This is a genomic window from Mycobacteriales bacterium (assembly GCA_035995165.1).
Taxonomy (GTDB): Bacteria; Actinomycetota; Actinomycetes; order Mycobacteriales; family CADCTP01; genus CADCTP01.
Genome location: DASYKU010000096.1, coordinates 54986 through 68025 on the forward strand (window position 1 = coordinate 54986; position 13040 = coordinate 68025).

14 protein-coding genes are annotated in these 13040 nt (G+C 75.0%); 8 read left to right on the forward strand and 6 right to left on the reverse strand.

Translation table 11 applies throughout. The features are described from left to right. Nucleotides 1–43 precede the first annotated feature (43 nt). Genes VGP36_16180 through VGP36_16190 form a run of 3 tightly spaced genes read left to right on the forward strand, consistent with a single transcriptional unit; the run spans nucleotide 44 to nucleotide 1966 of the window. Complete coding sequence (locus tag VGP36_16180) at nucleotides 44–973, forward strand: S8/S53 family peptidase (protein HEV7656253.1); 930 nt, start codon at nucleotides 44–46, stop codon at nucleotides 971–973. Further along, nucleotides 963–1526 carry a sigma-70 family RNA polymerase sigma factor gene (locus VGP36_16185; GenBank protein HEV7656254.1) on the forward strand — a complete coding sequence of 188 codons (564 nt, stop codon included), beginning with the start codon at nucleotides 963–965 and terminating at the stop codon, nucleotides 1524–1526. Before VGP36_16180 ends, VGP36_16185 begins: the two co-directional genes overlap by 11 nt. Then, a complete protein-coding gene (locus VGP36_16190; GenBank protein HEV7656255.1) occupies nucleotides 1523–1966 on the forward strand; it encodes a hypothetical protein in 444 nt (147 codons plus the stop codon). Before VGP36_16185 ends, VGP36_16190 begins: the two co-directional genes overlap by 4 nt. Before the next feature lie 63 nt (nucleotides 1967–2029). Here VGP36_16190 and VGP36_16195 read toward each other — a convergent pair whose 3' ends face one another. From VGP36_16195 to VGP36_16205, 3 genes are all read right to left on the reverse strand, one after another. Continuing rightward, the gene (locus VGP36_16195; GenBank protein ID HEV7656256.1) at nucleotides 2030–2398 is read right to left on the reverse strand and encodes a hypothetical protein; all 369 of its coding nucleotides are present in this window, start codon (nucleotides 2396–2398) and stop codon (nucleotides 2030–2032) included. Between the two features lie 86 nt (nucleotides 2399–2484). After that, nucleotides 2485–4212: a hypothetical protein gene (locus tag VGP36_16200; GenBank protein ID HEV7656257.1), complete on the reverse strand. Its 1728-nt coding sequence runs from the start codon at nucleotides 4210–4212 to the stop codon at nucleotides 2485–2487. A gap of 208 nt (nucleotides 4213–4420) precedes the next feature. Continuing rightward, nucleotides 4421–4867, reverse strand: coding sequence for a hypothetical protein (locus tag VGP36_16205; protein HEV7656258.1), 447 nt, complete (start codon nucleotides 4865–4867; stop codon nucleotides 4421–4423). Between the two features lie 135 nt (nucleotides 4868–5002). Between VGP36_16205 and larA the strand changes: the two genes are divergently transcribed. From larA to VGP36_16230, 5 genes are all read left to right on the forward strand, one after another. After that, nucleotides 5003–6295 (forward strand): nickel-dependent lactate racemase, encoded by a 1293-nt coding sequence (gene larA / locus VGP36_16210; protein ID HEV7656259.1) that lies wholly within the window; start codon nucleotides 5003–5005, stop codon nucleotides 6293–6295. Nucleotides 6296–6433: 138 nt separating this feature from the next. After that, nucleotides 6434–7240: an SAM-dependent methyltransferase gene (locus VGP36_16215; GenBank protein HEV7656260.1), complete on the forward strand. Its 807-nt coding sequence runs from the start codon at nucleotides 6434–6436 to the stop codon at nucleotides 7238–7240. Beyond that, nucleotides 7237–9006, forward strand: a complete 1770-nt coding sequence (locus tag VGP36_16220; GenBank protein ID HEV7656261.1) for a bifunctional diguanylate cyclase/phosphodiesterase — start codon at nucleotides 7237–7239, stop codon at nucleotides 9004–9006. Before VGP36_16215 ends, VGP36_16220 begins: the two co-directional genes overlap by 4 nt. Beyond that, nucleotides 8999–10186, forward strand: a complete 1188-nt coding sequence (locus VGP36_16225) for a hypothetical protein (protein ID HEV7656262.1) — start codon at nucleotides 8999–9001, stop codon at nucleotides 10184–10186. The genes VGP36_16220 and VGP36_16225 overlap by 8 nt, the downstream gene beginning before the upstream one ends. 44 nt (nucleotides 10187–10230) lie before the next feature. After that, nucleotides 10231–10596 (forward strand): MmcQ/YjbR family DNA-binding protein, encoded by a 366-nt coding sequence (locus VGP36_16230; protein HEV7656263.1) that lies wholly within the window; start codon nucleotides 10231–10233, stop codon nucleotides 10594–10596. Here VGP36_16230 and VGP36_16235 read toward each other — a convergent pair. The 3 genes from VGP36_16235 to VGP36_16245 form a co-directional block, all read right to left on the reverse strand. Continuing rightward, nucleotides 10593–11201, reverse strand: coding sequence for a DedA family protein (locus VGP36_16235; GenBank protein HEV7656264.1), 609 nt, complete (start codon nucleotides 11199–11201; stop codon nucleotides 10593–10595). The genes VGP36_16230 and VGP36_16235 overlap by 4 nt on opposite strands. Nucleotides 11202–11273: 72 nt before the next feature. Continuing rightward, nucleotides 11274–11897, reverse strand: coding sequence for a dienelactone hydrolase family protein (locus VGP36_16240; GenBank protein ID HEV7656265.1), 624 nt, complete (start codon nucleotides 11895–11897; stop codon nucleotides 11274–11276). A gap of 64 nt (nucleotides 11898–11961) precedes the next feature. Further along, entirely contained in the window at nucleotides 11962–13038 is a 1077-nt protein-coding gene (locus tag VGP36_16245) for an alpha/beta fold hydrolase (protein ID HEV7656266.1), read from the reverse strand. Between the last annotated feature and the right edge of the window lie 2 nt (nucleotides 13039–13040).

Consider the following 13040-nt stretch of genomic DNA (forward strand, 5'->3'; position numbering starts at 1 on the left):
GTTCGGCAGACAGTAGCCCGAGGGTGAGCGAGGGGAGGCCGAGATGCCGATGCGCTTGCAGGCCGGCGGCCGGCAGCCGATGGGGCCCGCCGACCGCCCGATCCTGGTGCCGGAGCTGTCCGCCCGCGAGGCGGACTTCGTGGCCGCCGGGCCGCGGGTCGACCCGGACCTCGTGGTCGGTGTGGTCGACACCGGGATCGTGCTCGACGACGGCCATCCGCATCCCTTCCTGGCCGGCCACCTCGCCGGCGAGCCGGCCGACTACGCCGACCTGCGCGCCGAGGACGACCTCTACCGGGGCCACGGCAGCTTCGTCGCCGGCCGCATCCTGCTGGAGGCGCCGACCGCGACCATCGACATGCGCCGGGTGCTGCTCGGGGCGGGCGACCGGCAGGCCGACAACGACGCGGCGGTCGCGGCCGCGATCCGCGCGCTGGCCGCGGACAACGGCAACCGGCTCGCGGTCGTCAACCTGTCCTTCGCCGGCCACTGGGAGGAGCGGTCCGGGCCGACGGAGATCGCGGCCGCGCTGGCCGCGCTCGGCGACGTGCCGGTGGTCGCCGCCACGGCCAACCGATGGGACGACCGGCCCAGCTGGCCGGCCGCGTTCAGCAGCGACCCGGGCAGCAACGTGCTGGCCGTCGGCGCGGTGGACGAGACCGTCCTGCCGGAGGCGCCGCTCGCGTTCTCGCTGACCGAGCCGACGGCCTCGTTCGCCAGCCGCTGGTCCGGCATCACCGTGTACGGCTCGGCCGTGCGGGTGCTCGGGCCTCGGCTGACCGGCGGCTGGTGCCGGTGGAGCGGGACGTCGTTCGCGGCGGCCTCGGTGAGCGGGATCCTGGCCCGGCTCGGTGCCCGCGCCGGCACCTGGGCCGACCTGATCGGCCACGTGCCGATGGTCGAGGACAAGCCCTGGCTGCGCAGCGCCGAGGCGATCGAGTTCGAGCACACCGGCGGCGGCCATGCGGGATGACACCCCGGTCGCCGACCTCGTCAAGCGGGCGGCCGCCGGCGAGGCGGATGCCTGGAACCGGATCGTGGACCGGTACGCGGCGCTGGTCACGTCGGTCTGCCGGCGGCACCGGCTCGGCGACGCCGACCTCGAGGACGTCGGCGCGACGGTCTGGCTGCGGCTGGTCGAGCGCCTGGACTCGCTGCGCGAGCCGGCCGCGCTGCCCGGCTGGCTCGCCACCACCACCCGCAACGAGTGCCTGGCCGTGCTGCGGGCCCAGGGCCGGCTCGGCACCACGGACCAGCAGCTGATCACCGACGAGGGCCCGGCGCCGGAGGAGTTCCTGCTGGAGCAGGAGCGGCGGGCGGTGCTGCGGGAGGCGTTCGCCGACCTCGGCGAGAAGTGCCGGCAGCTGCTGGCGCTGCTGTTCGCCGATCCCCCGCTGCCGTACACGGAGATCTCCGGCCGGCTCGGGATCGCGGTCGGCGGGATCGGCCCGACCCGGTCGCGCTGCCTGGACACGCTGCGGGCGCACCCGGCGATGTCCGCCCTGCGCGGACCGGGGACGGGGTGACCGCGGTGCCGGACGAGCGGGACGACGACCGGCTGCTGGCCGAGCTCGGCGCGGCGGTGCGGGACGAGGCGGCGGTGCCGGACGGGCTCCGCCGGGCCGGTCGGGCCGCGTACGGCTGGCGCACGGTCGACGCCGAGCTCGCCGAATTGGAGGCCGCGCCGGCCGGGGCGGTCGGGACCCGGGCCGCCGGCGACGAGCCGCGGGCGCTGCGGTTCCGGGCCGGCGAGGTGCTCATCGAGGTCGAGCTGACCGCGGACGGCCTGCAGGGCCAGGTGGTGCCGCCCCGCGCGGCGCGGATGACGCTGGAGACCGCGTCCGGGACGGCGCAGACCACCGAGGTCGACGTCGTCGGCTGGTTCCTGTTCAGCCCGCCGCCGCGGGAACCGTTCCGGCTGCGGCTCGACCCGCCGGCCGTGGTGACGAGCTGGACCCGCCCCTGAGCAGCGGCGATGCGCCCAGCCGGCAGGATGGGCGCATCTGCGAGCAGATCGTGCGGGTCCAGTTCAGCGCCGGATGACGGCGGCGACCTCCAGCGGCGTGCCCTGCTGGCAGTAGCTGAGCAGGTCGGCCCGGACCTGCCCGGTGACCCGGACCGGCACGGCCAGCGGCGCGCTGCTGGCCTGCGCGCCCTGCAGGAGGTAGTTCTGCGAGCCGGTCTTCAGGACCAGGCAGCCGGGCTCGACGCCCTTCTCGACGACCCCGTCCACGGTGACGGCCCCGCTGGTCGGGTCGGTACTGGGAGCGGGCGCGGTCGTCGCGGGGGTGGTGGCCGGTGGCGGGGTGGCGGCGCCTCCGGATCCCGAGCCGGTGGTGGCACAGCCGGCGAGCAGGGCGGCGGAGGCGAGCACGAGGGCGGCGGCGAGGCGGCGCATGCCCCTGTGACGCACCGGTGCCCCGGCATGGTTCCGCCGGCGCCCCGGGAGAACCCGGGACGCCGGCGGGATGTGGACGATGGCGGTCAGGAGACCGTCAGCGCCGCGTCGTCGACCACGAAGCTGGTCTGCAGCGACGTGTCCTCGGTGCCGCTGAACGAGAGCGTCACGCTGGTGCCGGCCGCGCCGGTCAGGGTGAACGACCGCGCCGTGTAGCCCGCGGCCTTGTTCAGGTTGGAGAACGTGGCGAGCGTCGTCGCGCCGGCCTTGACGGTCAGCTTGTCGAACGCGGTCGTCGTCGTGGTCTCCGCGGTGTCGATGTGCAGGAAGAAGGAGAACACCACGCTGGTGCACCCGCTCGGCACCGTCACGGTCTGGGAGAGCGTGTCGGTGTGGGTGGTCCCGTAGCCGTCCAGCCACGCCTTCCAGGTGCCGGCGTGGGTGGCCTCACCGGCGGCGTTGGTGACGACGCCGGCGGTGGCGGTCCAGGGTGCGGCCGTACCGGTCTCGAAGCCCGGGTTGCCGATCAGCTGGCCGGCGGTGCAGCCCGGCGGGGGCGGCGGCGGGGTGGTGCCGCCGGCACCGCTGAACGCGGCCACGCCGTTGGGCGTGCCGAGGCCGGTCGGGCCGTCCCAGCCCACACCCGCGTGGCAGAGGATCGCCGGGGTGCAGGTGCCGTTGCTGCCGGTGGTCACGTCGAACAGGTTCGCCGTGTGCGACCACGGGAACGAGGCCGGCGAGGAGCCGACGGCCGGGGCGCCGGCCAGCGCGTACACCGACGCGATGATCGGCGAGGACACGCTGGTGCCGCCGTAGACGACGAAGCCGGTGGCGCCGAAGGTCTGGAAGACCGCCACGCCGGTGGCCGGGTTGGCGACCGCGGAGACGTCCGCGTTGGCCTTGCGGGTGCACTGGGTGACCGCGGTCTGCCAGGCCGGCTTGGGCTGGATCGTCGAGCAGCCGCTGCCGGCGCCGGTCCAGGCGGACTCGCTCCAGCCGCGGGCGCTGGTGTCGCGGGTCAGCGAGGTGCCGCCGACCGCGGTGACGTGCGAGTCGGAGGCCGGGTACTCGACGCCGAAGCCGTCGTCACCGGTGCTCGCCGTGATCGCCACGCCGGGGTGGTTGTACGCCGAGGACGCCGTGCCGTCGCCGCCGCCGTAGGAGTTGGAGACGAACTTCGCGCCCAGTGCGACCGCCTCGTTCACCGCGGTGCCGAGGTTGGCGTTCGTCGGCGAGGTGGCCTCGACCAGCAGGATGTGGCAGGACGGGCAGATCGCCGAGACCATGTCGACGTCGAGCGAGATCTCGCCGGCCCAGCCGGCGTCCGGTGCCGGGAAGGTGGTGCCGCCGGTCTGGTTCACCTTGCGGAAGCAGCCGTTCGCGGTCGTGCACGCGGGCAGCCCGTAGGTCGAGCGGTACGTGGCCAGGTCCGACTCCGCGTTGGGGTCGTCCTGGGCGTCCACGATGGCGACGGTCTGGCCGGCACCGCCCGCCCCCAGCTTGTACGCGCTGGCGAGGTCGGCGGGGCCCAGTCCGGACGGCAGTGCGTTCGGCTGGACGGCGTTCGGGGCCAGGTCCGTACGGAGTAGTGCGTCGCAGTGCGCGACGTTCTTCGCCGTGGCGGTCGAGCAGACGCGACGGTAGGCAGCGGGGGTGATCTTGGCGGCGGGCTTCGCGGGAACAGTGACCGTGGCGCCGGTGGGCGCGAGGGCACTGCTGGTAGGTGCGGCGGTGGCCGCGCCCGCGGCGCCCGACCAGGCGATCGTCGCTGCGGCCAGCGCAGCGAGAACGGCCGGTACGGACGGACGGCGCATGCTTCCTCCTCGGAGGAGAACGGGACACACGCACCGTGACAGATGGCCTACAGATATTTCGCCCATCGGAACGGCTCAGATTACTCAAGAGACAGCCAAATGACCGATCCACCACTCCACCACTCGGCCGTATGGGTGACTCCGCCAAAGAGAAGACCCCGCCACCGGCCGGTCGTCCGGCGGGTGGCGGGGCCTCGGGTGACGGAGGTCAGGCGGCGTGCCGCTCCACCAGGTCGCCCAGCCGGGGCAGCGACTCGATGACGTTGTCCTGGGCCTTGGGCCGCAGCCGGGAGTACACGGAGGTGACGGAGCCGCGGCTGGAGCGCTCGGCCCGGCGGTCGGTCACCGCGAGCAGCGACTGCGAGACCTCCTGCGGCCGGCCGGCCAGGTAGGCGCCGAAGCCGGGCACCGGCTGGGCCCGGTAGGCCGACCAGTACGGCTCCAGCGCGCCGACGAAGTCGTCCATCATGCTGTCGACCGCGTGCCGGATGATGCCGGGCTTGACCTTCTTCACGGCGGCGTAGCCGGTCTTGATGAGACCGCCGGACAGGCCGCCCTTCGCGGCGACCTCCTGGTCGACGAAGGTCACCAGGTCGGTCACGACCTGGCCGCGGCGGTCGGCATCGAGCAGGCTTGCCTTGAGCGAGTCGGCCACGGTGGGGAGATCCTTTTCTGCGCGGGGAGCAGGAACGGATCGCACCGTACGGGAGTGTCGCCCCCGGCGTGGGCAAGAGGCCCGGATCGGGGCCGCCCGTTGCGGGGCGTGGCCGTCCCGGAGCACGCTGACCCCATGAAGGTACGGCTCGCGTACGGCAAGGACGGCCTGGACGTCGAGCTCCCCGACGACGCGGTCGTCGTCGCGCCGGAGCACCGGGCCGCGGCGCCCGACCAGCGTGCGCTGCTGCGGGCGGCGCTGCGGGACCCGGTCGCCGGCCCGCCGCTGCGGTCGCTGGTCCGCCCCGGCCAGACCGTCGCGATCTCGGCCTGCGACGGCACCCGCCCGCAGCCGCGGCACCTGATGATCCCGGCCGTGCTGGACGAGCTGGAGGGCATCGTCCGGCCCGAGGACGTCACCGTGCTCGTCGCCACCGGCACCCACCGCGGCAACACGGCCGCGGAGCTGGCCGAGATGTTCGGCGCGGACACCGTCGAGCGGGTCCGGATCGTCAACCACGACGCGCGCGACGACTCGGGCCTGCAGTGGCTGGGCACGTACGGGGACGGCGTGCCGGTCTGGCTGAACCGGGAGTGGGTCGCGGCCGACGTCAAGATCACCACCGGTTTCGTCGAGCCGCACTTCTTCGCCGGGTTCTCCGGCGGCCCGAAGATGATCGCGCCCGGGCTGGCCGGGCTGGAGACCGTGCTGACCCTGCACGACGCCCGCCGGATCGGCTCCCCCGACGCCCGCTGGGGCATCACGCAGGGCAACCCGGTGCACGACGACATCCGCGCGGTGGCGGCCGGCACCGGCAGCGACTTCTCCCTGGACGTCGTGCTCAACCGGGACCAGGACATCGTCGCCGCGTTCGGCGGGACGCTGTTCCCGATGCACGCGGCCGCGATCGAGACGGCCCGGTCGGTCGCGATGCGCCCGGTCGAGCGGCCGTTCGACGTGGTCGTGACGACCAACTCCGGCTTCCCGCTGGACCAGAACCTCTACCAGGCGGTCAAGGGCATGAGCGCGGCCGCCCAGGTGGTGAAGCCGGGCGGGCTGATCGTGTGCGCGGCCGAGTGCCGGGACGGCTTCCCGGACCACGGGTCGTACCAGGAGGTGCTGTCCTCGGCGGACTCGCCGGAGGCGCTGCTGGCCGAGATCGGCGGCCGGGAGAAGACGGTGCCGGACCAGTGGCAGGTCCAGGTCCAGGCCAAGATCCAGTCGCTGGCCCGGGTGGTCGTGAAGAGCGGCTACCTCTCGGCCGGGCAGCTCGCCGCGGCCCACCTCGGCCACACCGACGACGTCGCCGAGACGGTCCGGGCCGCGCTGGCCGAGGCCGGTCCGGACGCCCGGGTCTGCGTGCTGCCGGAGGGCCCGCAGACCATCCCGTACGTGACCGCGGACGATCATGAGGTCGTGCCCGGCTGAGCGAGTGCGTGTCGCAATGAACCACCACGACGCACGCTGCGTAGTCGCGATGTACCCCCAAAGACCACCGATGTGAGCCAGACAGCAGAAGTGGCATGCTTCCGGGGAACCGCGACAGCACCCCGGGAGGGCATGGGCGTGGATCGACGACCCGCGTGGGCGCCGGCTGAGCTGGACCTGGACCGCCCCAACGCCGCTCGCATGTACGACTACTACCTCGGCGGATCCCACAACTTCGCGGTCGACCGGGAGCTCGCGGCGAAAGTCCTCGAGGCCTGGCCGGACATGCCCCGCGCCGCCCAGGCCAACCGCGCGTTCCTGCGCCGGGCCGTCCGGTTCCTGATCGGGCAGGGGGTCCGGCAGTTCCTCGACATCGGCTCCGGCATCCCGACCGTCGGCAACGTGCACGAGGTCGCGCAGGCCGGGGCGCCGGACGCCAAGGTCGTGTACGTCGACACCGACCCGGTCGCGGTCACCCACAGCCGGGCCATCCTGGCCGGCGACCCGCGGACCGCGGTGGTCGAGGCCGACGGCCGCGACCCCGGCGTGCTGCTGGCCAACCCGGGCGTCACCGGCCTGCTCGACCTGAGCGAGCCGGTCGGGCTGCTCATGGTCGCGCTGCTGCACTTCGTCCCGGACGAGACCGACCCGCGCGGCATCCTGGCCGGGTACGCGGCCAAGCTCGCGCCCGGCAGCTGGCTGGCCGTCTCGCACGGCACCGCCGACGACGCCCCCGAGGTGACGAAGATGGCGGCGCACTACCGGTCGACCGCGACGCCGCTGCGGCCGCGGACGAAGGACGAGCTCGCCGAGGTCCTCGCCGACGTCGACCTGGTCGAGCCCGGGGTCGAGTTCCTGCCGGCCTGGCGGCCGGACCATCCCGACGACGCCGGAGCCGACGTGACCTGGCCCGGGGCGTACGCCGCGGTCGGCCGTCTGACGTGACCGCGGCCGCCCGGCCCGGCGAGCCGATCCCGCTGCGCGGGTCCGGCCTGCTGGACTGCGTGCGCGAGCTGGCCACCGTCGCCCGGGAGACCAGCTACGTCGCGCTGGACCGGGACGCGCTCAACGACTACCTGCACGGGGTCGTGGCCGAGCTGGTCCGGGCGATGACCGAGGAGCCGTTCAGCACGGCCTCGGCGTACCAGCTCGGAGGTGAGCTGGTCGCGGCCCACTTCACCGGGCCGGAGATCTCCGGCCGGCTGGTCAAGGTGCTCGGCACCCGGCTGCTGCCGGACCTCGGACAGGACTTCGAGCCGTACCGGTCCCGGCTGGCGGCGCTGCTCGGGGCGACCACCACCGGGTACGCCCGGGCGCTGCGGGACCGGGCCCTGGACGACCAGGAGACGATCGTGCGGGCCTCGCTGGCGGCCCGGACCGAGGCGGAGCGGGCCCTCTGGGAGAGCGAGAACAAGCGCTGGCACGAGGCCCGGCACGACCCGCTGACCGGGCTGCCGAACCGGCTCGGTCTCGCCGAGGCGCTGACCGGGATCCTCTCCGCCGGCACCGCCGAGGACCGGGTCGGGCTCTGCCTGCTCGACCTGGACCGGTTCCACGCGCTGAACGACACGCTCGGGCCGGACGCGGCCGACCGGCTGCTGGCCGCGGTCGCCGACCGGCTGCTCGCGCACGCCGGCGGCCGGCTGCTGGCCCGGCTCGGCGGGGACGAGTTCGCGCTGGTCACCACCGGCCCGGACGACCTGGTCAGCACGGCGCGGTCGCTGCTGGCGGCGCTGGCCGGGGCACCGCTGCAGGTCGGCCCGACGCCGCTCACGGTCACCGCCAGCGCCGGGCTGATCGAGCGGCCGGTCGGCGAGATCGACCTGGACGAGCTGCTGCGGTCCGCGGACATCGCGCTGACCTGGGCCAAGGCCGACGGCCGGGACCGGTGGAGCGTCTTCGAGGCCGCCCGCAACAAGGCCGACACCGCGCGCTGGAGCCTGGCCGCCGAGCTGCCGGCGGCGGTCCGGGACGGCGCGCTGGAGGTGCACTACCAGCCGATGGTCGGGCTGGCCGACGGTCGGCTGCGGGCGGTCGAGGCGCTGGTGCGCTGGCAGCACCCGCGCCAGGGGCTGCTGCTGCCGGGCAAGTTCATCGCCGCGGCCGAGGAGACCGGTCTGGTCGTGCCGCTGGGCCGGCAGGTGCTGGCCGCGGCCTGCGCCGAGGCGGCGGAATGGGCGTCGCTGCGCCCGGACGCGCCGCGGGTGTCGGTCAACCTGGCCGCCGGGCAGATGCACTCCCCCGGGCTGGTCAAGGACGTGCTGGCGATCCTGGCCGAGGCCGGGCTGCCGCCGGACCGGCTGCAGCTGGAGGTGCTGGAGACCGCGGTCATCCAGCCCGGCGACGACGCGCTGACCACGCTGCGGGAACTGGCCGACGCGGGCATCCGGATCGCGGTCGACGACTTCGGCACCGGCCAGGCCAACCACTCCTACCTGCGGCGGCTGCCGCTGCACGAGCTCAAGCTCGCGGCCGAGTTCGTCACCGGGCTCGGCGGGCCGGACGGCGACCCGCTCGACCAGCACCTGGCCGCCAGCCTCATCGACCTCGGCCACACCCTCGGCCTGACCGTCACCGCCGAGGGGGTCGAGACCGCGCACCAGTCCGACTGGCTGCGGGACGCCGGCTGCGACACCGCGCAGGGCTGGTTCTACGCCCCGGCGCTCCCGGCCGCGGAGATGCGCGGGCTCGTCACCGACGGTCTTGCCTAGTCCGCCGGACTGGTCGGACGCGACCGCGCTGGAGCCGTGCGGGCCGGCGCCGGTCGCCTCGATCAACCGGACCCGGCTCGGCGACCGGGACGCCCGCGACCTGCTCTCGGCGCCGGCGCTGGCGGAGCTCGCGGCGGGCGCCGGCCTGCGGCCGGTCGGGCCGCTGCGGACGTACCTGGACCGGCGGCTGGCGGCGGGCGACCCGGCCGCGGCGTCGGTCGCGGCGACGTACGGGGACCGGCTCGGGACGTTGCTGGCGACGCTGCGGGCCGGGAACCGGCGGACCCGCCCGGAGTGGGACGAGTCCTGGTGGCGGTGGTGGACCGGGACGACGACGATCCGGCTCGGCGGCGGGCTGGCCGGCGGGGCGTTCGGGGCGCTCGCCTCGGCGCGGGCGGCGGCGCTGGTCGGGCCGGGCTGCCGGGTGGTGGTCGCCCCGGAGCCGGCCGACCTGCCGCTGGCCGGCGCGGCCCGCACCGCCGCCCGCCCCGACGGCCCCGCGCTCGTCCTCGACTTCGGCCACACCCTCGTCAAGCGCGCGGTCGTCGCCCCCCTCCCCACGCCGGCCGGCGGCCCGGCCGGGCCGCACCCGTCCTCGGCACCGGCCGCTCCGGCGGGCCGGGGGGCTACGGCGGGCGGGACGGCCACAGCCGGCAGGGCGGCCTCGGCCGGCGAGTTCGGCGGCAGGGCGGCCTCGGCCGGCGAGGCCGGCGGCAGGGCGGCCCCGGTGCCGGCCGCCCCGGTGGACCGGGCGGCCGAGGCCGGCGCAGGTCCGGCGGGCGGGGCGCCGGTGCTGCGGCGCATGAGGTCGGTGGGGGCGCCGCCCGACGACCTGGACGGCGCGGCGCTGGCGGCGGCGGTGGCGGGGATCGTGGCGGCGGCCTGGGCCGACGCGGGCCGCCCGGCCGGGCCGGTGGTCGCCTCGATGGCGGCGTACCTGCGGGACGGGCAGCCGTACCGGACCCCGCTGGGCCTCTACACCCGGCTGGCCGACGTCGGCCCGGACGTGCCCGCGCGGCTACGGGAGCTGGTCGGGCAGGATCTGCACGTGGTCCTGCTGCACGACGGCACCGCCGCCGCCCACGCCGTCCCGCCCGACCCGCGGTCGGTCGTGGTCCTGCTCGGCAGCTCGATCGGGGTCGGCTTCCCGCACCCCTGCCCCGGCCTGGGGGCGGCGTGAGCCGGCGGGCCCGGGTCGCGGACGTGCACGAGCTGGCCGGCGGGATGCCGCACGTGACGGTCGAGCTGATCGCCCCGGACCGGCCCGTCTACCAGGTCGGCCGGAAGTCGTTCGTGTTCTTCCGCAACCCGCGGCCGGACGCGGCCGACCCGGACACCGGCGAGCGGTACGACGACGTGATCGTCTTCTGGGTCGCCTCCGAGGCGGACAAGCAGGCGCTGGTGCAGGACGAGCGCACGCCGTTCTTCAGCACCCCGCACTTCGACGGGCACCCGTCGGTGCTGCTGCGGGCGTCCCGGATCGGCGAGCTGGCCCGGGACGAGCTGGCCGAGCTGGTCCAGGACGCCTGGCTCTGCCGCGCCTCGAAGCGCCGCGGCGCCGACTGGCTCGCCGCCCGGGGCCTGACCTAGGAGCGTTCGGAACGGCGGCGGCGCACGACCCACGCCGCCACCAAGGCGATCACGACCACGGCCAGCACGATCGCCGCGCCCCGGCCGAACGTCTTCTCCACCCGCTCGTACGAGTTCCCGGCCAGGTACCCGAGCAGCACGGTCGCGACGCCCCAGACGATCCCGCCGGCCGCGTTCGCGATCAGGAACCGCCGGTACGGCATCATCGCCATCCCGGCCAGCGCGGGCATCACCGCCCGGAAGAACGCGACCGAGCGGCCCAGGAACACCGCCGCCGAGCCACGCCGGGCCAGCAGCGAGCGGGCGCCGTCGATCCGGTCCCGGTGCCGGTCGAGCATCCGGGCCCGCAGGATCCGCGGCCCGAGGGACCGGCCGACCTCGTAGCCGACGCTGTCGCCGACGACCGCGGCCAGGATCACCGCGACGAGCATGCCGGTCAGCCCGACGTTGCCGCGGGCGGCGGCGACCCCGCCGAGGATGGCCGCGGTCTCGCCGGGGATGACGAAGCCGACGAAGAACGCGTCCTCGGCGAAGACCAGCGCGGCGACCACGAGATAGACGAGGGCGGGCGGGGCGGTCAGCACGGACTCGAGCAGACCGCTCACCTCCTCCGCCGACCCGGCTGCGTCCCGAACCGGCTCAGCCTACGGGTCCGGCGGGCCGCACCGATCCCGGCGTCAGCCCGCGGCGGCGACGGTCTTGATGAGCCAGTCGCTGAGGTCGCGGAGCGAGGCCGGGGTGAACCCGTGCCCACCCGGGTAGCGCTGCGCGGTCGCGTCCGCCCCGGACTCCCCGGTCACGTAGGCCCAGGTCCGTGCGCTCAGCTCGGCCGGGATGACCTCGTCCTCCTCGCCCTGCGTGACGAACACCGGCAGCCCGCTGAGCCGGCCCGGCGTCGCCGGCAACCCGGAGTCGAACGGCAGCGTGCCGTAGAGGACCGCGGCCCCCGCGTACCGGCCCGGGTCGGACAGGATCAGCCCGCCGGTGAACGCGGCCCCGCTGCTGAAGCCGACCAGCACCACCGGCCGGGTTCCGGCCGCGTCGTCCAGCCACTCCCGGAACCAGGCCATGGTCGCGGCCACCGTGGACCAGTCCGGCCCCTCGAGGGGGTGGTTCTCGAACCAGGCGTACCCGTCGCCGTTGCCGACCGGCCCGCGGACCGCGGCGAACGAGGTCTCCGGCAGCAGCGCCGACAGCTCGAGGATGCGCTCCTCGTCGCCGCCGCGACCGTGCAGCAGCACCACCAGCGGACCGCTGTCACCGCCGGCCGTGACGACGACCGGCGGCGGAATGCTCTCCATGACCCCACCGTACGGCGGCAGGCATGCGGCGCGCCGGGGGCCGACCCCGGCGCGCCGCAGCCGGCTACCCGTCCAGCAGGTCCCGCAGGGCGCTGTCGACCTGTGGCAGGAAGGCCGGCGCGATGCCGAACAGCGCGAGGTGCCCGGCGAGGTCGTCCAGCACCCGCAGCTCGCTGCCCGGCACCAGCTCCTGCTCGGCCGCGCAGTCGCGGACCGGGAAGAACATGTCCTCGCTGATCGGCATCACGAACGTCCGCGCGGTGACCCGGCCGAGCGCCGCGGCGAGGTCCCCGCCGGTGTGCTTGGCGACGTCCCCGTGCTGCCACTTCCAGGCCATGCAGAGCAGGTCGTTCGGGTCCATCACGCCCCAGACCGCATTCTCCAGGAAGTCCGTCACGAACTCCGGCATCGAGGTGAACGGCTGGTCCGGCCGCCAGCCCGGCGCCCGCCAACCCTCCTGCTTCCACCACTCGGTGGACAGGCCCATCGCCGCCCAGAGGTCGGCGTGCCGCTTGAGCCCGGCCGTGACCTCGGTGTGCGACGCGTACTCGCCGCCGTTCCAGCCCGGGTCGGACGTGATCGCGTCCATCAGGGTCTGGGTGTAGATCACGTCGTGCGGCGTGATCTGCGCGGTGCCGGCGATCGGGGCGGCCCGGCGCACCTTGTCCGGGAAACGCACCGCCCACTCGTACGTCTGCTGCGCGCCCATCGACCCGCCGACGACCAGCTGCAGCGTCTCGACGCCGAAGTGCGCACGCAGCAGCTTCTCCTGCGCGACCACGTCGTCGCCGATCGTCACGCGAGGGAACCTCGACATCGCGATCCCGGCGTTGGCGCCGGACGCGTTGTGCGGCGAGGTCGACAACCCCGACCCGATCTGGTTGATCGCCACGATGAAGTACCGGTCCGGATCCAGCGCGTGATCCGGGCCGACGTACGCGTCGCGGAAGATCTGATGGGTGCCCGAGAACCAGGTGACGATGAGGATCGCGTTGTCCTTGGCCTCGTTCAGCGTGCCGAACGTGGTGACTGCGAGCTGGCAGTCCGGGATCGAACCGCCTTCCTCGAGGTCGAGCCGGCCGATGCTGACCAGGTCGTAGTCGCCGTGGAACTCGTGGGTGTAGTAAGGGTTGTCGACCACGC

What these genes read in the sequence shown, in the direction of transcription:
- VGP36_16180 (HEV7656253.1), top strand. Translation starts at nt 44, where the DNA reads ATGCCGATGCGCTTGCAGGCCGGCGGCCGGCAGCCGATGGGGCCCGCC.
- VGP36_16195 (HEV7656256.1), bottom strand. Translation starts at nt 2,398, where the DNA reads ATGCGCCGCCTCGCCGCCGCCCTCGTGCTCGCCTCCGCCGCCCTGCTC.
- larA (HEV7656259.1), top strand. Translation starts at nt 5,003, where the DNA reads ATGAAGGTACGGCTCGCGTACGGCAAGGACGGCCTGGACGTCGAGCTC.
- VGP36_16230 (HEV7656263.1), top strand. Translation starts at nt 10,231, where the DNA reads ATGCCGCACGTGACGGTCGAGCTGATCGCCCCGGACCGGCCCGTCTAC.
- VGP36_16185 (HEV7656254.1), top strand. Translation starts at nt 963, where the DNA reads ATGCGGGATGACACCCCGGTCGCCGACCTCGTCAAGCGGGCGGCCGCC.
- VGP36_16200 (HEV7656257.1), bottom strand. Translation starts at nt 4,212, where the DNA reads ATGCGCCGTCCGTCCGTACCGGCCGTTCTCGCTGCGCTGGCCGCAGCG.
- VGP36_16240 (HEV7656265.1), bottom strand. Translation starts at nt 11,897, where the DNA reads ATGGAGAGCATTCCGCCGCCGGTCGTCGTCACGGCCGGCGGTGACAGC.